This window comes from Sphingobacterium faecium (assembly GCF_003054045.1).
In the GTDB taxonomy this organism is placed as follows: Bacteria; Bacteroidota; Bacteroidia; order Sphingobacteriales; family Sphingobacteriaceae; genus Sphingobacterium; species Sphingobacterium faecium.
In genome coordinates this window covers 253,232-273,206 of the sequence record NZ_QBKH01000002.1, presented here as the reverse complement: position 1 = coordinate 273,206, position 19,975 = coordinate 253,232, and the positions used below count along the sequence as shown (strand labels likewise).

The window sequence follows — 19,975 nt, the reverse complement described above, 5'->3', positions numbered from 1 at the left end:
TCGATCTGGAATCGGCAAACATAATAATCGATTATTAAACTCTTTTCTTTTCATCATTTATAAGATTATAAAATATGGTTTATGAAAATGAGCCTGTGTCAGGTATAGGCTTTAGATAAAAAGGCAAGCCCCTACTCTACACTGACACCTGGTACGGCAAAGAACCTTAGACACAGTTTCGAATAGGGAGCTTGCCCCTTCTATTTGTAAAAATACAAAAAGTATGGGGGTCTGCAAACCCTACGCCTCGTGTCTATTGAAATTTGCCGTTTCGGTATCGAGACTCCAATCAGATTAACTGATTGCAATACAAACATAATAAATCTGTATGATATATACAAATAAAGTGACCAAAAATATTTTACATACAACATAATGGCAAAAACAGTAAATAAAGAATTGGCACAGTTTATTTCAGATCGTTTCAATGAAATAATGAAAACAACTGGATTGGAACTTGAAGTATTTGCAGCTTATTCCAAGATCGGCTACAGTACTTTCAGAACTTACCATAGCAGGACAGTTCGAATTTCTGTGGAAACACTAAAAAAGATATGCGACACTTATCAAATTTCACTTACTGATTTTTTCAATCCAGATAAACCCTTGGTTGTTAATCCTCCAGTCATAAAACATGTTCAAGAATTTCAAATAAAATACCTGCATAACAAAAATAAACTGTTAAAAGATGAGGGTATTAAATTTGCAGCCAAACCTACTGGAGCAGGGAACAAATGGGAACGGGAAATGATCAAGTATATCGTTTTACATACAGATTATTTCAACACATCAAGGTCAATTGCCGAAATGGCTATCGATTTTGCAAAAGATTTTGAACTTGTCCTCGAATCTGGTCGTATTTATGAATTACTCCGCAAATACGTGGATCATGAAATAAAAAGAGAAAAATCCACACGCATTAATCATGATCATTCTACTTCAAATAGAATGATATTCCTTTATAACAAAGCATAGCAATAGCTATATTTGATCTGTCAACTTGTCGAATAGTTTATCATATTTTGATTTGTTATCAATCACCATCATGGATTGTCTTTAAGGATATCATACGGAGATGTCGGTCGACTTAATACTATAAAAGCTTGAATTTGTTATTGAAGAACAAATTGGGTCGCGAATAGATCCAAAAAGAAGTATTTAATAAAAAAATTATGACTAAAATTATTGCTACCTGTATTTTCGTCAGTTTGCTATGTACCACATTGATTAAAGCACAAGAAAAATCAATTATTGATACAACAAGCGTGGTTTTTGAAACAGTTGAAGCTCCTCTTCATCCTCCAAAAGGGATAAAGAATTTCAAATTGCAGTGGATTAATTATTTGGATTCTCTGAATCAGGCAGGTGTATTAACGAATAAAAAACTATATTCCGATTATGTATTTAAGGTTATCATTTCAGATCGGGGATTTTCTGTTACCAAGGATAATATTATTCCAGATTTTATTTTATCTAGTTTCTTAAAAAATCAGAAAAGATGGTCAATGGGGATTCAGTCAGGACGCCCCATAATAAGTCTCTTAAAAATCAAAATTCCAAAAGAAATTTTTCAGAGTTGGGAAAAAAGCAAATTACAGCTAATCCCAGATTTAGTTGAACGTGAAGATTTCTTTAATAAATATTGAATATTTATCTAAATAAGCCTTATTAATGAAGATTGAAGGAGCTTAAAAGACAATTTCTCTACATAATCTAAAACAAGATGTTAATCATATCAAATGCAAAATAAATATTTTAATACCTCCACTTTAATTACTTTACTCATTTCAATCTTTTCTTATTCCTGTAATGGCATTTTGGAACGGAACGAACAACCGCTGGATTCCGCATATGTACATATTCAAGAAATCAATGAAAATTACCGTTCTGATATTTTCGAGGTAAAATTATTTTGTGAAACCCAAGTGTCAAGCTCAAGTTCACCTAATCCGATACGCATATTTCAGTCAGTAAATAACCAACTCATTGTTTCTTGTGATGCCGAAAAAAATGTGGAAATGCAAGGTGATATGGTTTATTACAAGATAAAAAACAACGGAACTGTTGAAGACAGCTTACAGTTAAACCTAAATCACTACTGGCCCGATTTCATTGATGATTTTATAATTTTCACCACTGACGATCATTCCTATTATACCACTTGGCCTCAAAATGGCGATACCTCAAGACATGCTATTCAAATTTTAAATCAAGACTTAAATTGGAAGGAAGAAAAAGTAAATAAAAAAATTGAACAGGCAAAAAAGAATATACCGTATTGGTTTTTAAAAAATGTGACCAAAGATGATCAATACTATATGCAGTTTTTCTATTATGAAAACAAGCAATGGTACCTGTTGTGGCAAAAAGTATCTGAATACAAAAGTCCTGATGATAATGAGACAGCCAATCGCTTCCGAAAGGATGTTTTCTGGACAGGAGAAATAGATCCATATCTACCCGAAAATGTTAATTTTTTACATTTTCATCCCGAAGAAAAATTAAAATACAGCCATAATATTGGAGGCGGAAGTCCGGGGTATAGCGTCAAAAATTGGCGTGGAAAAGCGTTTTTTCAAACAAAAATTGGAGAATATGAGTTTAATTTTTTCAGCCCACATATTGCGGTGGAAAAAGAAAAATTTGACAACTATAAAAATAGATTTTATACCATTGTAGAATCATCCTATCCAGCAATAACCTTCCGACCGTCATTTTATATCTCCCCAAATGGATTTGCTTTTTATTCTTCAAACAGCCAAAGCATGTATATAATCCGTGAAAAAACAAGTAAATAAAAGGATCGTATCCTAATCACACGGAGCAAAATAAGACCAAATCTTTATCTATTGGTCATGATTCAGAAAAGGAGAATATAAGTTACAGCCAAATGTATACATATCCAATAGCACACGATTAAAAGATCCCGTCTTCCTTTTCATAGAAGACGGGATCTTAGATTATTAAAGATCGAAATATAAATTACTTTCGGAGCGTTCCTTCTATTCTATAGCGCGTGGTTCCGTCCATATAATCATATACGAAAGTAAATGTATCATCTGTATATTTGCACGTTCCAGGATCGACTATAGCTAAATCAGCCCAGGGAGAAATAACAAATGTACCATCAGCGGACTTGGACAAATTCACGCCATACTTTTTGATTGCATTAAAATATTCTTCATGGGAAGTATAGCTGGAGCGTTGTTCAGCTTTGACCTCATTAAACAACCTCACCGTATTTTCATCGACTGCTTTTAACAAACGTGTTGTGCTCAAATTCGTTGTTGTTCCCTTTTCCCATACACCCGCATTATTTTTAATCATATTGGACCGTGCTATATTCAATTGATAAGTTCCTGAATAATCATTTACCAAGTTGAGGTTCAAGATCAAAACACTGTCTTTAACTACTTTCTGAAAGTCAGAAACCTGATCGATCTTAAAAGTCAGCGCATACAATGAATCGCAGTGAAGTCCCTTTGTAGTTACCGAAAACGGCACCCTTCCATACACCTCGCCTGCCTTAATTGTTGTAGACATCTTCGGGATGGTATAATTTGTTGCCTCCAAAATTCTATACTTCGCCGGTGCATCGATCATATATTTATTGTTGTACCACTTGATTGCCTGGTCGTCATGTACGACAGATACCGACACATCTTTATCGATTTTTAAAGATCCGCCAGTCGCCAGCGAAATATAAGCATCGGACGGAGTAGATTGGTAAGGCATGACAAATTGCGATACAACTGCTGATGCACCTACTATATAGATTTGTTTGATGTATTGTTCCTCTTTGAGCGGATCGATCTGTTCGCATCCTGAAAACAGCAGAAGAGCAATCCATATGTAGCTGTATTTTTTTATTAAATTATTCATGATTTATACACTTTAGATTACCAGCCTGGATTTTGAGTCAACTTGGAGTTTCTATCCAGCGCTGTTCTTGGAATTGGATAGAAATAATGCTTATGAGCAAAACTGCGGCGGGTCAGTTTATCGGTTAGTACTGTTACCGTATAAAAATCTTTACGGGCAGCTTTACGCGCTTTAACGTTCATTCCCCTAACAGGTCGATTGTAGGCATCCATGGCATCCTGCCCCCATCGGCGTAAATCGAGGTAGCGTTTTCCTTCAGACATAAACTCAATTTGTCTTTCCCGTTTGATGAGTTGGCGCATCGTTGCCTGATCTGGAAGAGAAACCAGCCCTGGCAATCCTGCACGATAACGGATTTGGTTGAATGCAGCTAAAATCTCTTGTTCATTTCGCGTTACGGTGATCCCTGTTGTTGGTGAAGTGTAGGAACCGTTCAGTTCGTTCAACGCCTCTGCATAATTTAACAAAATCTCTGCATAACGAAATATTGGATAAGCTTTCGTTCGCACATTTGCTTTTAGATTATCTTCCGAATGAATGTATTTTTTACTGGTATATCCGGTACGGTTATAGTCTTCAGGAAAATTTTGTGCTGGCTGTGCACTTCCATCTGCATAGTAGGTCACTTCCTGATTTTTCAAACTCGCATCGCTCCCCGTATAGGAAGTGCCTGGCCAAAAACTATGGCAGAAACCTACCGTTGCGTAGAAGCGCATCTCTCTATTTTGATACATTTTTGCAGTTTGATTCTTTAACGTAAAACCAGAGAAAACCAGATCTGATCCACCAATAGCATCTCCCGCGATCGATGAAGCAGGATATGGATATTTCGTACTTGAAGCATTGATATCTTTTCCATCGACCATATAGAACGCGTCCACCGCATCCTGCGTCAGATTGAGTCCATTGCCACCTCCCAAATAAGTAGGGGCAGCGATCCACATCGGAGAATCCCCCCCTACCGCTGGCTGGCAAGAATAAATAATCTCATCATTCAGCAGCCGAGGTACTTCTCCGTTGAAAACATAGGAAAATGAACGATAAGGATCCACATTTGCCGCACCATTCGGAAAATCACGGGTATTGAAATTAGGGTCTTCCGTCACTGTGGGCAGCGGTGCTGTATCTTTCTCTTTTACGGCAATATAAAGTTTATACCGATTCAGATCCATCACGCGTTTTGCTGCTACCGCTGCTTTTCCCCATTTACTATTATCCGCATTTTGATTGATAAAATGTTTCCCATCTTTTCTTGTCCAATCTGCATAAAAATGGTTACCATTATACCAAGGGCTAGCCGCATACAATAAAACTCGGGACATGGTTGCCAATGCCGCCCCCTTGTCAGGTACATTCATATCCGCAGAAGCCTCTCGCCTATCTAATAAAAACTCATTTGCCTTTTCCATATTTTCGCTGATATAATCGACACACTCATCATATGTATTTCGTTCTATAGACATCTCCTCGGTTCCAGCATCCACGGCAAATGGAGCCTCCGGTACAATCGGGAATGGACCATACTGCAACAAGAGCATATAAGAATAATATCCTCTTAGGAAATAACAACGACCCATAAAATCTCGTCTATCGACATCGCTGATGTCAGGCACCTCGTTGATCCGTTGTAACACTAGATTTGCCCGTCGGATTCCTTGATAGTAATTGGTATAATTGTTAAAATAGTTATTAAAAGGGGTAATTTCATCTAGGAGAAACTTGATGCCCGCATGGCGATCGTCATTCCAGGATGTAAAATTCTCGTCCGATGCACCCTGAAAAGGCGTAGGCGAACTTGTCCATAAATTTCCTTCATTAGGCAAATAGCCCGCAGCTCCACGGATATATTGTTCGACCAAATCCCTGCGTTTGAAAACCGAATCCAACTGCGTTGTATTTTCAAAATAATCATCGACACTCAAAAAGCTAGTGCAAGCGGAAATGCTGCAACAACTGATCGCCATCAAACTACCGACAAAAATTTGACTGATATTGATTTTTATACTTTTCATTTTATATCGTTTTAAAATGTAACCACTAATTGCATTGTATACATCCGCTGAAGCGGGTACACACCTCCATTAGAAGACGCTTGTCCTGGATCCCATAATTTAACCTTATCCCATACGTGGAGATTGTCGCCGACAAAACTCAACGATGCGGATTTAATACCGGCAGGTCTTACCCAATGCTCCGGTAAACGATAATCTACCTGCACATTTTTGAGTCTGATATAACGTCCATTGGCCAACCAGAATGTCGAAGATTGATTGTTATTCGGATTGTTGCCGTAGGTCAATCGTGGAAACCGCGCATTTGTATTTTCGGCCAATGCCGGATCCATACCTTGCTTTTGCGCATATTCCTTCGAGATCCAACGATTGGCCGGATCTGCTGCAATGCTTAATAAATTACCTCGGGATTCCCACGCATAAGGATAGTATCCTGAACCACCCATAAAGTATTGTACCTCTCCAATACCCTCAAAAAATGCACTAACGCTAAATCTTTTAATATTCAAAGTCGCTGCAAAACCATAATTAATATTCGGAATATTGGCATGCGACAGCGGTACGATATCATCATTATTCACCACACCATCACCATTGACATCCTTATACTTAATATCACCCGGCAATACATTTTCCATAAATTGCTGTTTCGGACTACTGATAATATCAGCCTCATCTTTAAATAACCCTTCGGCTATCAGACCTCTCATCACACCATAAGGAACACCTACATACGATTGGTATGGGAAATTAACACCAGACTGTTCCCAATAATCTACCTTATTTCGAGAAAGGGTAAAATTGGTCCGTAACGTAAAGCTTTTGTCTTCACCAATATTTTGGGAAAATGATAATGTACCATCTGTACCCCAAGTGCTCATAGAACCTATATTGGAGTAAGGAAGTACTGATGATAATCCTGCTTCATCAGGAATATTAGCCCGTTTTTGGAAGATACCTGTCGTTTTATTTTTAAAGATATCGACCACCAGATCAAATTTGCGATTCCAAAATTTGGCGTCAATACCAAAGTTATACTTGGTCGTGGTTTCCCATTCCATATCTGGTGCTCCTATCTGTGTTTCGGCGATCCCCGAACCACCCCATGTCCCTGTTCCACTGGAGCCAATTAAGGTCAGATAAGGAAAGCGTACATTCAGACGGTCATTTCCAACTCGTCCATAAGAACCTCTAAACTTCAGGTAGTTGATCCATTTCACATGATCATTAAAAAACGCATATTGTGATGGAACCCAACCCGCAGCGATGGAAGGAAATACTCCAAAACGTCGATCTTTATTAAAATTTTCAGAACCGGTATAGCCCACATTCGCCTCCACTAAATAAGTATCCTTATACGAGTAGGTCGCTCGACTAGAAAATGCCTGATAACGTTGTGGAATAACACTAAACACACTGTTTCCCCAATTACTATTTTTTGCCTCTTGCATATAATAGTGTACCAAGCCCGTCACATTATGATCGTTACTAAAAGTGCGATTATAATTTAATGTGCTCTCAAAATAATATTGACGATCCGACATCGATCCCTGTGCGGTATTCAGATCCTGTTTAGTCACCCTTCGGATAGTACGAAGACTTCCATCCAAATTTCTTCCATTTTTTGGATCCGCATAGTATAAATCAGGATTCATCGTTTTGATAATACTGTGGTAGCCATTGGTGGTCAAAGAAAACATTGCCCTTGCCGATAAGCCCTCGGTTATTGCGCTTAAGTTTTGTTTTACAGCTAAAATGGATTTGGCCGAATACCGCTCACTTTCGAGATAGCCCGTGTAGTTGAGGCGTACATAAGGAGACATCTCATCTGTATTCTGACCATAAGACGGTAATTGTCCATTCGAGTAGCGTACAGGAACCATCGTCGGTGGTAGATTTGCCTGAGCTGACCACAAAGCATCGTTATTAGTTCCATTGCCCGGAGAGTTATGTGTAATAAATACAGTCTCTAGATTCAAAGAAAGCTCTGTTGTCTTAGTCAAATTGGCATCAATATTTCCTCTAAAATTATATTTGTGGTAATCCACATTCACCTTATTTGTGGTATTCTTTTCCTGCTTAAATAAAGCCTCATTATTTAGGGCACCCAAACTCAAGTAATAACGTGCATTTGCTCCCCCACCAGATACACTTAAGTGGTGCTGATTGTTGATCGCATGATCTTTTAGAATCACATCACGCCAATTGATATTGGGATAGAGATCCGGATCTAAATTGGATTTAAACAGTTCCAATTCTGTAGGGGAATAAATAGGTGAATCTCCTCTTGCCACTTTAGCTTCATTTGCTAGCGATGCATAAGTAAAAGCATCCGCATATTGAGGCATCCTTGGCGAATAGCTATAGGTCGCGTTTGTTTTAAAATTAATATTCAGGTTACCTGCTTTTCCCCTTTTTGTATTGACAACGACTACACCATTTGCCCCACGTACCCCATACACTGCAGTAGAAGAAGCATCTTTTAAAACACTGAAATCCTGAATATCTGCCGGATCCAAATCATTTAAATTTCCTTCAACCCCGTCAATTAGAATCAAAGCTCCCTGACGGGCTCCGAAGGTACTGATCCCCCTAACCCAAAATTCTGAAAAATTATTTCCCGGCTCTCCGCTTCTTGTTACCGCTATAATACCCGGTACACGTCCGCCCAACATATTACTTACAGATACGGCAGGCACCTGCAATTCTTTGGGGTCTACACTGGTAATGGCACCAACGACAGAAATCTTCCGCTGTGTTCCCTGACCGGTTACCACCACTTCATCAAACTCATTGACCTTTTGTTTCAGAACGATCTTTTCTTTTTCCTTAGTTGCGGTATAAAGTCCTTCAAAGGGTTCATATCCTACAATTCTAAAAACGAGTGTCGCATTGACAGGGATATTATTAAACCTGAATCTCCCGTCCGCATCACTTGTCGTTCCCGAATTTGCTTTATTTTTTATCGTAATAGAAACACCTACGAGTTCTATTCCTTTTTCATCCATAACCGTTCCGGCGACATTGATAGTACCTTGTCCGAACGCATAGATAGATATACACAATAGTGTTATTATGGTTAAAATTCTTTTCATGATTAGCTTGTTACTCGATTGCATATTTACGAACTCTCACGCCCCATCCTTCGGCGATATAGTAATTACCCTGACCATCATTGGAGATGTCATATGGAAAGCTAAAACGCGCTTCTACAGGAGCTCCATCCGTTGCTCCTTCTACATTTGTCCTGCCTGCAATGGTGGAGACATAACCATCTATGGCTGATATTTTTCTGACTAAATACGACCCTGATCCCTCCACAATAAAAATATTACCATCTTCATCTAATGTCATCCCGTTAGGCTGAGCAAATGCACTTTCCGACAGATATCCATTCGTCACCCGATTTCCATTGAATCCTGCGTAGGGAGCTGCTTCATATATGCCTTGTGCATTTTTAGCAATTTTATAAATACCATATGCAGCTTGAACCGACATATAAAAACAATCATGAAAAGGATCAAAAATAAGGTATCCACCATCACCTGACTTGACAATATCTAATGCTGGATTTAAAATTTCGACCTCTTGAGTTGCTATTTCAAAGCGGCCAAATTTTCCATCACGGTCACAGAAATAGAGCCATTTTTCGGATTGATCCAATGCTAAAGCCCGAATCCGAGCAAAGGTTCCAAGTGCGCCCAATCGACTTGGTGCCCACCCCGATTCTCGGGTATAACGATATACGGTATGAGGAGAATCCCAACCTGTAGCATACACGGTATTTCGATCCGTTGTGACGGTCGGTTTTCCTGCTTGAAAACCGGCATGAACAGTGATGACGGTATTATCAGGTACGGAAATATAACGTACCGAAGGATTATCTCGCTGAAAAACAAGGATCTTTTCATCGCCCAATGCGGCTATGCCATGCATATAAGAAAAGTTAGCCTCTGCTAGTGAACCATCCGTCTTGGTTCCTCCTGCTCCCCCTGCTATCGTTGATACATTTTCAGAAGCACTGTATGCAAAAACACGGGTAGGAATTACCGTTTTACCATCGATCTCGATCGAAATCGTGTTCTGCCCCGAAATTTGCCTTGGAGCGAGACAGTATATGGTATTGTTATCAACACCAATTACGGTTGATATTCTCTCCGTCAACGCATCTTTAAAGACAACTTTGACCTTACTTTTGTCATTACCAAAATTGCTTCCCTTAATCACAATTTTCTCACGAATTCGTCCAGAATCAGGCATAAAACTGGTTACCTCAATGGGTTTTGAGGCATCAAAGGGTAAATGACGCCCTTCATCGTCCCTTTCATTATCTTTGCACCCCACAAAGAGTAAAAGGAGCAAAAAAAATCTCGCTCTCATAATTTAAATAGATTTAATTTGGTTAGTAAATAATTTAGTTACTGTTGGTTATTTTGTATAAATGTCAAAAAGACATTTACAATATTAGCTAACAAATCTGATTAAGATCAGGGGCTTTTTCGTCAATTTTGAGGGGATAATTGAGCAAACCACCCTAACGATTACATGTTATAGGTCCGTAATAGCAATTCAGCTCCACTACAATGAAAAGAAATAAAAAGCTAAACTTTCAATATGCTAGAGGGTAGTTAATCACAGAAATTGCTCGGCAGACCATCATACCAAAAAACCCTTCTGTTTTTTAGTGGGGACTTATTTATAGATGATGCACAATATGGATACAGAACCACGATATGCCTGCAAAAAAATGATTCTCATATCGATCGGATTTTAATCATTGGAGTATAGCATGGAAAGTACTACGATGCTATCAAAATCATATAAACAAATAATGCGCAACACCATTTTGCGGAAATAGTCAGTAAAGCAAAACAAATTATAAACATTACATCTATAAAGAGAGATGGGTTTACTTTGCTAATCTAGAAATTCGAATAGTTTTTCAGATTCACTTTACCCAATTACAAAAAATATCAAGCGACTTTCAATACGAAATGTGAAAGAAAAATAAGATTTACAATTAGAGAAAAGCATGTATGTATCCGTGAAAAAACAATTAAACAAAAAGGATCTTAACATGCCCTAATCAGCAAGTTTAATCAGTTGAAAGTTCAACCAACTTTTAAATAATTTCTGATGGGTAAAACTTGTTTTCGACGGCATTATTGATAGTCTTATGCTACATTTATAGGTATATGTGCGCTTTCTGTAATTGGATTATACACTAAGGCAGCTCATCTAACTAGAAATGACTTAGCCAAAATAAATCCAGGAGAATAATGGAGAATAATAAGGTAGAGATATGCAGTATGTTCTACTACTATAATTGGAGTTAAAATGCATAATTTATTCCTTTGGCAAGGTACTTAATAGTTCTTTAGCCGAAACTTCTTTTATCTCCCCATTAACCTTAACTACTAAGGTACCATTCTTTTCTGCAGTTTCATGAGCTAATTTGATTAAAGCTTTTTGAACACCCAATCGAACTTTCTCTGAAAAAGAAATATTATTCGGTATTTTTTCTGTCTTATTCAACATACTCACTTTGTTTTTTAATCGTTAACCAAATCTCGTCATTAATTACCATTTCTCCAAATTCATCCTTTTTAGCTATAATTTCAGGTACAAGATCCATATTATCAAAAATAATCCATGTGTCGCAAATAGGTTTATACAAATTTAACAGATTGTAAATTCCTCTATAGTAGCGTCGAAAAATAACATCTTTTGGAATAGCGTGACCACCTAATGAGACGCGCTTTAATACGCGCTTACAAGCCAATTCAGGAGAATCAAGCCAAAAAAATAACAAAGTAACCTGATAGCTACGTTTTTTTGCATTTTCAATTAATGATACATAACTTCTTGTAGCGAGTGTAGTTTCAAATGCAAAGTCAACTCCTTCATTCATCAGTTCTTGAATTCTTTTCAACATAATACGGCCAGCTGACACAGCAACACTGTCTGGATTAAAAGGAGAAATTCCAGCTGCTATATTATCCGCATTTATATATTCTTTACATTCCAATATTTCTGGCAAAACAGTATAGCTAGCTGTTGTTTTGCCAGCCCCATTACAACCACAAATAATGTACATATTTGGCATAATAAATCTATATAAATGATAAAAATTTGTTTTTTATTCTGCAGTATATGACAATACTTTTAAGCAAGAGTAAAGCTAACAAATATTTGATAACCAATCAATAAAAGGTATAAAGGATCCTACATGTGTCAATTCTAGGGATATGGAGAGCGTAGTCATATAGGATTATGACCTAAGAGTCAGCAAAGTAAAATAATGCGGCTTCTTCCCATGCAGCTAATTGTACTCAGAAGTAATTGCAATCAGTCGGGAGCAACATACTCTAAACCTATTAGAATACCTTGAACAAACAGGGGATTGAGGGATAACGGGAATTGCTCAAATTGCCAATATGAAAAAACAGATGATCCGTTATTAAAAACGGTATTAGACATAAAATAAAAACCTTACCTCAGCTGAAAAACATTTCCAATTAAACCGAAAAAGCGGTTATCTCAAAAAAGATAACCGCTTTAATAGCTAAAAAAGACAACCGCTTTTAATCGCTTTGATTAATATTTAACGATACCGTATGCTGATGTAATACCACCTTTAATTTGAATTCCTCTTTTAAATTCATTTTTATCGGTATCATAGCAAGCGATATACCATTGTGAATCCACTGTTTTTACAAAAACATATGCTTTACTACCCTCTACTAATACCCCATTGGAAGGGACAATCTGAACTTTCCCTAATCCAGAATCATTTAGATTTTTGACCATCACCTTATTGTTGATATCAAAAATATATGCGCCCAGTAGTGCTTTCCCATCTTTTAGGTAAGTATGTTGGTCCGATTGCTGTCCCATATATCCTTCCGAGAACAAGCTGTAGTTGGACAGATCAAATGCATAATCCGGATCGATCTCTGTAGTACCGGCTTTCACACGCAACAAGGTGTAGAATTTATCCTCACGGATCGTGGTGAAGTAATAGTTACCATTTTCATCAAAGAAACTTGATTTTGTTTGATACCACGTACCTGTTGTATGTCCATATTTATCATTAGATGCAATCTTTTGATTTTGTAAACTTGGGTAATCTGCTGTCAATACATAAGCGACTTGTTTTGCTGGAGCAGCCCATTCCGGTGTTAGGTATAGAAATCCGACATAGATCTTACCATTTCTAATACCAAGACTTGTTGGAGACAATTGAATTGTTGATTTTTCATAAAATTCATTTGGTTTACCTGCTTTAGCAATCGCAGGAACTTTAAAATTCAATGCCGATTCGCCCTTCACGATCATCGTTGCTGTATCGATAATAAATAAGCGCTTATCAATAGCTTCCGTTGTCACATTATATTGAGCCGCCCAATTGATAAAGTTTAAACGGCCATCCATAAATGCGGATTTCATCATCCCCATGTAGTTGCCCGGGTTAGAAACTACCGCATTTCCTTTTTCAACAATATCGCCTGTTGCGACCGAATATTTAAAAACAGCATTACCGTCCGTTATGAAAATATTGGATCCCTCCCTTACGCCATAAGTCTGGTCTATTTTTCCCGTTACATCAATACCAAATCCTACAGGAGATACCGAACCTTCTTTCATCAGGTCTTCTACCGGTAAAATATAATCGTGCTTTTCACCTGCTGCTTCCACTTGAATGGTCACACCATATTTGGAGTCTTTCGTGATTTCCTCTGGAGCCGGATTATCAGAAGAATTTTTACAGGCAGCAAAACTTAAAGCCACAGTGGCCATTAGACATGATTTTTTAAAATAAGTATTAAAAAAACGCATAGTTGTATAGTATAATTGTTAAAAATTAAATTAAAATATGGACATTCTCAATTTGGTATAGAATGCACGACCTGCTTTTTGCAGTCCAAAATTATCGTAAAGTCTTTCGTCGGTAAAATTTCTAGCTTCCATAGAAATCCCGTATTTATTATGCTTCCAAGAGTAAGACAAAATCGCAGAATGCACATCTTGATTCGGAATATAGAGCTTGGTCGATTGCGATGCTAGGTTCTCCCAACTCATATAAAATTTATGGGTATATTGATTCATATAGGTCAGTTCGATACGAGTACCCATTCCCAACCAGTCATTTTTTCCAATTGAAATATCCACATTTCCATACAGATACGGTCTATTGGGCAATTGTTTGTGTAGGATGGATGCTGCCGGATCAATAGACTCATCGGTTTGCAATTTGGTTACGATTGCTTTATCATAACTTCCGTTGACATTGATCCGAAACAAATCTTTATAACCGTATTTAGCATCAAACTCAATTCCATACAATCGTGCCCCATCGAGGTTAGAGTATCGATAATAATTACCCGCACTGACCATCTGGATATAATTATTGGTGTTGCGTAAGAACGTAGTGACATCTAAATTGATAAAATGTTTGTCCTGGAAATAGCCATTATAAAACACACCGAGATTTACATTATTCGCTTCTTCAGGTTTCAGGTCAATATTGGGCAATACATAGACTACGTTACCATAGAGCTGTTCTACCGAAGGTAATTTATATGATTTTTCAATCGATGTTTTGATTCCTATATCCTTCTTCAAGAGATATCTCAAGGTCAAACCACCGCTTTTATAATCTTTATAGTTGTCATACTTGACCACATCACCTTCAATCAGATTGCCCTCACTATCGTATTTCCGCTCATCTGCCGTATAGCTGTTATCCATACCATAATATTTAAAGAATACCACAGAACTTAGTTTTTCATCGAGCCATTGCCCCTGCCAAGCTAAGTTGATCAGGTGTTTATTCAGACGCTTTGGCCTGCTGTTGATTTCCCGATATTCCTCGGTTTTCATTAGATCAAAATTCTTTTGCTGATTGGTGCTGAGGTTATAGCTCAAATTGATCACTTGCGATTTTTCCTTATTCAGATTATAAGAAAAATCGGTCTTTGCGATATAACTCTTGTTGACAATCTGATCATAAGCTTCATCCTTGAATGTGCCATTACTTTGTGGTATCCCTGACCAGTAATAGATATATTTTGCAGTATCCCTTACATCGGTTCGACTATCACCATAGCTCGCAAAAATATCCACATATAAATCCGGAAGGAAGAGCCCATTTTTACGATATTGGATACTTGGAGTCAGGAACTTATTTTCAGACCATCGACCACCATATACTGATTTGATATTGGATCCCATTTGGATTTGCTTGTTATTTTCTGAATAGCCCAGTCCAAAAAGGAGACGATCTGCCCATTTCACATTTTCAAAACCAGCTTCCAATTTACCCATTCCAGAGGTGTAAGCATCATGAAAACGTCGCGCTTTATCGACTTTCACCAACTGATTCTGTACGATCCCTGTTTCTTCATCAACAAAGGATTTGAAGTATCCATCCAGATTAATCCCATACTTCGGATTGCTGTACATCATATAATTATTGTCCGAATGGTTGAAAAACGCATCCGCTTTCACCATCAATCCGGTCTTTGCATCCCGCATATTGGCAATCAATGAAGCCTGGTGGGTATTGAAAGAGCCATAACCATAGCTAAAATCAAAAAATTGTTTATTTCTACGTTTGGTGATGATATTGACAGCACCTCCCAACACATCCGTTGGCAAGTAAGCGGGCACAACACCCTTATACACTTCAATACGGTCAACTAAATTGACAGGAATATTATTTAAGGTCATGGAGCTCCCATAATTTTCCATGGGCACCGCATCGATAAAGATTTTGGCATCCAAGCCATTGATTTTAAAGGAGAAATCAGACCCCATCCCCCCATCTTCACGAATGGTCACACCGGGAGAACGTCTCAACAGCTGATTCAGATCGGCTACCTTATCCACCTGTGTATTTAAATCGATCACATTGACCGCATAGCCGGACTGTTTTATTTCCTGTACTTTACGTTGATTTAAGGTTTTTCCAACAACAGAAACCTCATCGAGTGATTTTTCATCCCGACGAAGCTGGAAATCCAGAAAGGTATTGGTGTTTGTCGCCAGATTAATCTTCCTCGTGTCCGAATGAAAACCGACACTTGATACACGCACACTGAAATGCGCTTGCTTTAGTTTCAAGAATTGGTAGGATCCATCGACATCACTGGTTGTTCCCAGATCCAATTCCTGTATCGAGATGGTCGCACCAGCGATAGGTTTTCCAAAAGAGTCTTTTACGTAACCCGAAAGATTAAACGTTTCTATTTTTTGTGCACACAATAAGAGCGAGATGTGTAAAAAAAATCCTGTTAAAAATAATTGTTTAGCTTGCATTAATTGTTTTATTATCGCTTTTAAATTTCCCCAATGTTCAGACCTTCTTTAAAAAACACCACATTTCATCGATACCTTACTGCATATTAAGATTACGAATTGCTTTCCAATCAGTTGAAAAAGCAAGACACATTTCTTTCTGTCATAAGGAGATTAGGATATTTGCTGATGGTGATTGACGAACATCCTATATTACTAAGTGTCGTTTTTATAGAAATTGTCCCGATTTATTTATACTTAATATAAATAAGGAAATAAAGCGCCTTAAAAACCTACTTTTTTCAGATTCATTCTGACCGATTTCAGGCAGATGGAAAGTTGATTACGGATCGTTTTTTCGGATAGGTCCAAAGCGGTTGCAATCGCATTATTGTCCAGTCCATCTCTAAATTTGAGCATAAACATATCCTTACTTTTGGAGGGGAGTTTAGTGATCAGCTGATCAATCATGAGGTGCAGATCCTGATACATTATGTCCTGATCGGATTCCTGGTCGCCGATGACTTCGACATCACGCAAATCCATTTGATCATCGATCGCCAGTCTTTTTTTGATTTCATGCAACGCGGCATATTTTACCGCCCTTTTGAGGTAAATTTCGATATGTTCGATCTGCCGCTCTTTTCTCTTGTCCCAGAGCGAGACAAACACATGTTGCACCATATCCTTTGCTAAAGATTCGTCATGAACAATACAGATCGCATACTGCAAAACTTGATCCCAATACCGTATATAAATCTGTTCGAAGCTCTTGGCATCAATTGACTTACAACACATTATATTATTTTGATCGCTCATATCATTTTTCAGCTCGACAAATTTAACTTAATTTAGACACAATCCAAATAAGAAATGAAATAAACCAATAAAATGATTGACAGCGTGAAAGGAATGATCAATAACAAATGACAACCTAAAAAATCATTTGAAACTTCATTATTTTTTTATTATATTAGGGATGCAATAGGAAACTGTTGATTATTTAGGTTAATAAAAGAAAACCCTCACCATCTCCTGACGGTGAGGGTTTCTTTTGAAGCTGCTAATCGCCAGTCTCCATAAAATTCGTATTGGTCCATTTTAGTTTACTATAACTTTTTAGAAACTTGAGTCTTAATTCCAATATTTTCTCCTGAGCATCGATGAGCTTATTCTCCCGGCTGTTGATCAAGAAGAGCGAACTTTCTCCATTCAAGTACCTCGTCTGTTCGGCTTGCAGTAATTTGGTATAGTTATCGATATTTTTTGTCGCGATATCGATCTGCCTCCAGTAGTTGATGACCTCATTTCTATAGCCAGCAATTTTTATGGTCAATTCCTGACTTTTAAATTTAAGATCTAAATTATTTTGTTGAATTTTAAATTTTGCATTTTTATAATCCGCTCTAGCCTGTCTTAAAAAAATAGGGATTTCTAGTTTTACACCATACTGATAATTGTTGTCAAAAAGTGGGAAATAGTGATGTCCATAACCTTCCTTTCGCAAGAAGTTATAAGTAAAATCAATCTTAGGCAATAGGCTTTGCAGTTTCAATCTACGTTCGCTTTCCAGGATCCGCGCCTTTTCATCGTAGTATCGTAATGCAGCATGATCCTGTAGAAGCTGTCCATCAACCTCCGCGAGCATTTCTGTATAAGAGCTGTACAGATTATTTTTATCCAATCGTTCAGCAGGGATAAGTCCTGTTGTGATCGAACTTGGCTGCTGATTTTCCTGCCAAAGATACAGCGAAAGTTGCTGTGTGGCACTTATAAATTGGAGCAAGGCATCTTGTTGCTGCATTTCAAAACTTTGCAGTTGAGACCATGCTTCGGTGGTATCTATAGCAGCTTGCTCTCCATGTTGAAAAGTTTTAATCACCAGATCTAAGCGTTGTTTATTGATATTTACAGTTTCGTGCTGCAGGAGGTAGTTTTCATAGTGTTTCACCCATTCCCAATACGTATTCTCCGCGTTCATCAGCAGTTCATTGGTCAATAACAGCTGTTCAGCTTCGGTCATCCGTCTAGCGATCTGTGCCTGTTCTAAAAGTGCCCTGCGTTTGTCGTACAATAAATTTTTAGCTAAGGGCACAGTCACGCCCATCTGGTATAGTCCACCTTTGGTATCGCTGTTATTGAGTTTCTCCCCATCGAGATGGTTATAACTACCATTCACTTCAATACCATACCAAGTCGGAATACCCAAACTGATATTGCGCTGTTTATAATAATCGAGACCATCTAGGGTTTTATCACCGATCTTTGCATCCAGTACGGGATCAAAATTCCCCCGCGCCTGCTGGATATCGGTTTCAGCCATTCGATTTTGCAGGCGATATTTAAAAGCTAAGGGATGGTAATTTTTGACGATCGCCAAAAACTCGCTATGCGCTAAACGTAAGGTATCCTGACCATAAGAAATAGGTCCAAAACAGCAGAAGATCAATAGTAAAATAAAACTATTTGGTCGCCTCATCATTCGTTGCTTTTTGTTCATTTTTGACGGTATAATAATCAGGCGGAAATCCATTGACATTTCGCCATAGCTCATACCAGATCGGCACATCATTGAGGATCGCGATCCCTTGCACACCGGCTCCCACCTTGATCTGTGGAGGCCAAGGTTTTTGGCCTTTAGCTTCGACGACTAAAGCCCTAAAAAGACCACTGGCATTGATATTACTTTCTATAGCAATCACCTGACCTGCAAAGGTTCCATAGCTTGTAGTAGGCCAACCTGAGAATACGATCGCCGGAAAACCATCAAACACACACATCACGCGCTGTCCTACCTTAAGCAAAGGCAGATCTACAGGCTTAACAAAAATCTCGACCGCATAATTCACTTCACTGGGTACAATCGTACCGATGCTTTCCGTTTCCTTTAAAATCTCTCCGATACCGCCCTTATTCAGTTGTACTATTTGGCCATGCTGTGAAGCGACCACGTAATATAACCCTTGCCTTGCTTTATAATTGGCGACCTGATTTTCAAGTTTTGCAATTTCTCCCGTACTTCCCTCGATCTGTCCCATACTCGTTAATCGATCACCCTCCGTCTTACTCAGTTTTTCGGTATAGTCCTGTATCGTGGCATTCTGTTCGATTTCCACAGCCACGATTTCCTGCTTCGTCTGCGCCAATTTTTGATCGATCGCTGTTTTTTTAGCCAATACATTTTGGTATCCGATATTACGCTGCTGAAACTGGGTGAGTGATACAAGACCTTCATCATACATTTTTTTCTGTCGATTAAATTGATCTTCACTTAACCGCAGCTCATTGGTCATCGCCAGAAGCTCAGCCTCCTCTGCTTGTAGCTTATTATTCAACTGACTGATCTTCACCTTGAGCTGAGCCAATTTCAATTCTCTTCCTGAGGCAAGAGCCTTCAGCTGGTCTGCCGTGGTCCCCACTTTAGCTTCGTAATAATCGCGTACCCCTTTTTTAGCATTCACCTGTTGCTCGGTACGTTGCACCAGCAAGGTATCCATATAGTCTTCCTTTACTTCGGCCAACTGCAGGATGGTATCTCCTTTTTGTACAAAATCTCCATTTTTCACATACCATTTGATGATCTTACCCGGTATCGGCGAATGAAGCTGTTGCGGTCGCTGATCCTGATAAAGCGTCGTCACCGTACCTTTCACTTTGATATTTTGCGTCCAGGGGAGAAAAAGTGTAACCAAGCAGATCAACGCCAAGATGATAAACCACCTCTTTACGTTAGACTGCTGATGGATATGGTATATGTTATCGAATGATGTTAGTTTCATGGG

14 protein-coding genes are annotated in these 19,975 nt (G+C 38.3%); 3 read left to right on the top strand and 11 right to left on the bottom strand.

Annotated elements, in window-relative coordinates; translation table 11 throughout:
• The first annotated feature begins 375 nt into the window (after positions 1 to 375).
• From C8N37_RS05600 to C8N37_RS05590, 3 genes are all read left to right on the top strand, one after another.
• Positions 376 to 975, top strand: coding sequence for a helix-turn-helix domain-containing protein (locus C8N37_RS05600; RefSeq protein ID WP_108157994.1), 600 nt, complete (start codon positions 376 to 378; stop codon positions 973 to 975).
• A gap of 197 nt (positions 976 to 1,172) precedes the next feature.
• Positions 1,173 to 1,646: a hypothetical protein gene (locus C8N37_RS05595; RefSeq protein WP_108157993.1), complete on the top strand. Its 474-nt coding sequence runs from the start codon at positions 1,173 to 1,175 to the stop codon at positions 1,644 to 1,646.
• A 93-nt stretch (positions 1,647 to 1,739) separates the two neighbouring features.
• The gene (locus C8N37_RS05590) at positions 1,740 to 2,798 is read left to right on the top strand and encodes a hypothetical protein (RefSeq protein WP_108157992.1); all 1,059 of its coding nucleotides are present in this window, start codon (positions 1,740 to 1,742) and stop codon (positions 2,796 to 2,798) included.
• Between the two features lie 184 nt (positions 2,799 to 2,982).
• Here the strand turns inward: C8N37_RS05590 and C8N37_RS05585 are convergent, their stop codons facing one another.
• The 11 genes from C8N37_RS05585 to C8N37_RS05535 all read right to left on the bottom strand — a co-directional run bounded on the left by C8N37_RS05585 (position 2,983) and on the right by C8N37_RS05535 (position 19,972).
• The gene (locus tag C8N37_RS05585) at positions 2,983 to 3,882 is read right to left on the bottom strand and encodes a BT_3987 domain-containing protein (protein ID WP_108157991.1); all 900 of its coding nucleotides are present in this window, start codon (positions 3,880 to 3,882) and stop codon (positions 2,983 to 2,985) included.
• A 17-nt stretch (positions 3,883 to 3,899) separates the two neighbouring features.
• On the bottom strand, positions 3,900 to 5,894 hold the full coding sequence (locus C8N37_RS05580) for a RagB/SusD family nutrient uptake outer membrane protein (RefSeq protein ID WP_108157990.1): 1,995 nt from the start codon (positions 5,892 to 5,894) through the stop codon (positions 3,900 to 3,902).
• A gap of 11 nt (positions 5,895 to 5,905) precedes the next feature.
• A complete protein-coding gene (locus tag C8N37_RS05575; RefSeq protein ID WP_108158410.1) occupies positions 5,906 to 8,989 on the bottom strand; it encodes a SusC/RagA family TonB-linked outer membrane protein in 3,084 nt (1,027 codons plus the stop codon).
• Between the two features lie 10 nt (positions 8,990 to 8,999).
• Positions 9,000 to 10,274 (bottom strand): IPT/TIG domain-containing protein, encoded by a 1,275-nt coding sequence (locus tag C8N37_RS05570; RefSeq protein ID WP_108157989.1) that lies wholly within the window; start codon positions 10,272 to 10,274, stop codon positions 9,000 to 9,002.
• 966 nt (positions 10,275 to 11,240) lie between these two features.
• Positions 11,241 to 11,432 (bottom strand): hypothetical protein, encoded by a 192-nt coding sequence (locus C8N37_RS05565; RefSeq protein ID WP_108157988.1) that lies wholly within the window; start codon positions 11,430 to 11,432, stop codon positions 11,241 to 11,243.
• Complete coding sequence (locus tag C8N37_RS05560; RefSeq protein WP_108157987.1) at positions 11,422 to 12,000, bottom strand: zeta toxin family protein; 579 nt, start codon at positions 11,998 to 12,000, stop codon at positions 11,422 to 11,424. Before C8N37_RS05560 ends, C8N37_RS05565 begins: the two co-directional genes overlap by 11 nt.
• A gap of 491 nt (positions 12,001 to 12,491) precedes the next feature.
• Positions 12,492 to 13,694, bottom strand: coding sequence for a hypothetical protein (locus tag C8N37_RS05555; protein ID WP_108157986.1), 1,203 nt, complete (start codon positions 13,692 to 13,694; stop codon positions 12,492 to 12,494).
• 69 nt (positions 13,695 to 13,763) lie between these two features.
• Positions 13,764 to 16,214, bottom strand: a complete 2,451-nt coding sequence (locus C8N37_RS05550; RefSeq protein ID WP_108157985.1) for a TonB-dependent receptor — start codon at positions 16,212 to 16,214, stop codon at positions 13,764 to 13,766.
• Between the two features lie 264 nt (positions 16,215 to 16,478).
• The gene (locus C8N37_RS05545) at positions 16,479 to 17,012 is read right to left on the bottom strand and encodes a sigma-70 family RNA polymerase sigma factor (RefSeq protein ID WP_108157984.1); all 534 of its coding nucleotides are present in this window, start codon (positions 17,010 to 17,012) and stop codon (positions 16,479 to 16,481) included.
• Positions 17,013 to 17,256: 244 nt separating this feature from the next.
• On the bottom strand, positions 17,257 to 18,693 hold the full coding sequence (locus tag C8N37_RS05540) for a TolC family protein (protein WP_170114479.1): 1,437 nt from the start codon (positions 18,691 to 18,693) through the stop codon (positions 17,257 to 17,259).
• Positions 18,656 to 19,972, bottom strand: coding sequence for an HlyD family secretion protein (locus C8N37_RS05535; RefSeq protein WP_108157982.1), 1,317 nt, complete (start codon positions 19,970 to 19,972; stop codon positions 18,656 to 18,658). The genes C8N37_RS05540 and C8N37_RS05535 overlap by 38 nt, the downstream gene beginning before the upstream one ends.
• Positions 19,973 to 19,975 lie beyond the last annotated feature (3 nt).

Coding starts and splice junctions, on each gene's coding strand:
- C8N37_RS05600 (WP_108157994.1), top strand. CDS start 376: ATGGCAAAAACAGTAAATAAAGAATTGGCACAGTTTATTTCAGATCGT.
- C8N37_RS05595 (WP_108157993.1), top strand. CDS start 1,173: ATGACTAAAATTATTGCTACCTGTATTTTCGTCAGTTTGCTATGTACC.
- C8N37_RS05590 (WP_108157992.1), top strand. CDS start 1,740: ATGCAAAATAAATATTTTAATACCTCCACTTTAATTACTTTACTCATT.
- C8N37_RS05585 (WP_108157991.1), bottom strand. CDS start 3,882: ATGAATAATTTAATAAAAAAATACAGCTACATATGGATTGCTCTTCTG.
- C8N37_RS05580 (WP_108157990.1), bottom strand. CDS start 5,894: ATGAAAAGTATAAAAATCAATATCAGTCAAATTTTTGTCGGTAGTTTG.
- C8N37_RS05575 (WP_108158410.1), bottom strand. CDS start 8,989: ATGAAAAGAATTTTAACCATAATAACACTATTGTGTATATCTATCTAT.
- C8N37_RS05570 (WP_108157989.1), bottom strand. CDS start 10,274: ATGAGAGCGAGATTTTTTTTGCTCCTTTTACTCTTTGTGGGGTGCAAA.
- C8N37_RS05565 (WP_108157988.1), bottom strand. CDS start 11,432: ATGTTGAATAAGACAGAAAAAATACCGAATAATATTTCTTTTTCAGAG.
- C8N37_RS05560 (WP_108157987.1), bottom strand. CDS start 12,000: ATGCCAAATATGTACATTATTTGTGGTTGTAATGGGGCTGGCAAAACA.
- C8N37_RS05555 (WP_108157986.1), bottom strand. CDS start 13,694: ATGGCCACTGTGGCTTTAAGTTTTGCTGCCTGTAAAAATTCTTCTGAT.
- C8N37_RS05550 (WP_108157985.1), bottom strand. CDS start 16,214: ATGCAAGCTAAACAATTATTTTTAACAGGATTTTTTTTACACATCTCG.
- C8N37_RS05545 (WP_108157984.1), bottom strand. CDS start 17,012: ATGAGCGATCAAAATAATATAATGTGTTGTAAGTCAATTGATGCCAAG.
- C8N37_RS05540 (WP_170114479.1), bottom strand. CDS start 18,693: ATGAACAAAAAGCAACGAATGATGAGGCGACCAAATAGTTTTATTTTA.
- C8N37_RS05535 (WP_108157982.1), bottom strand. CDS start 19,972: ATGAAACTAACATCATTCGATAACATATACCATATCCATCAGCAGTCT.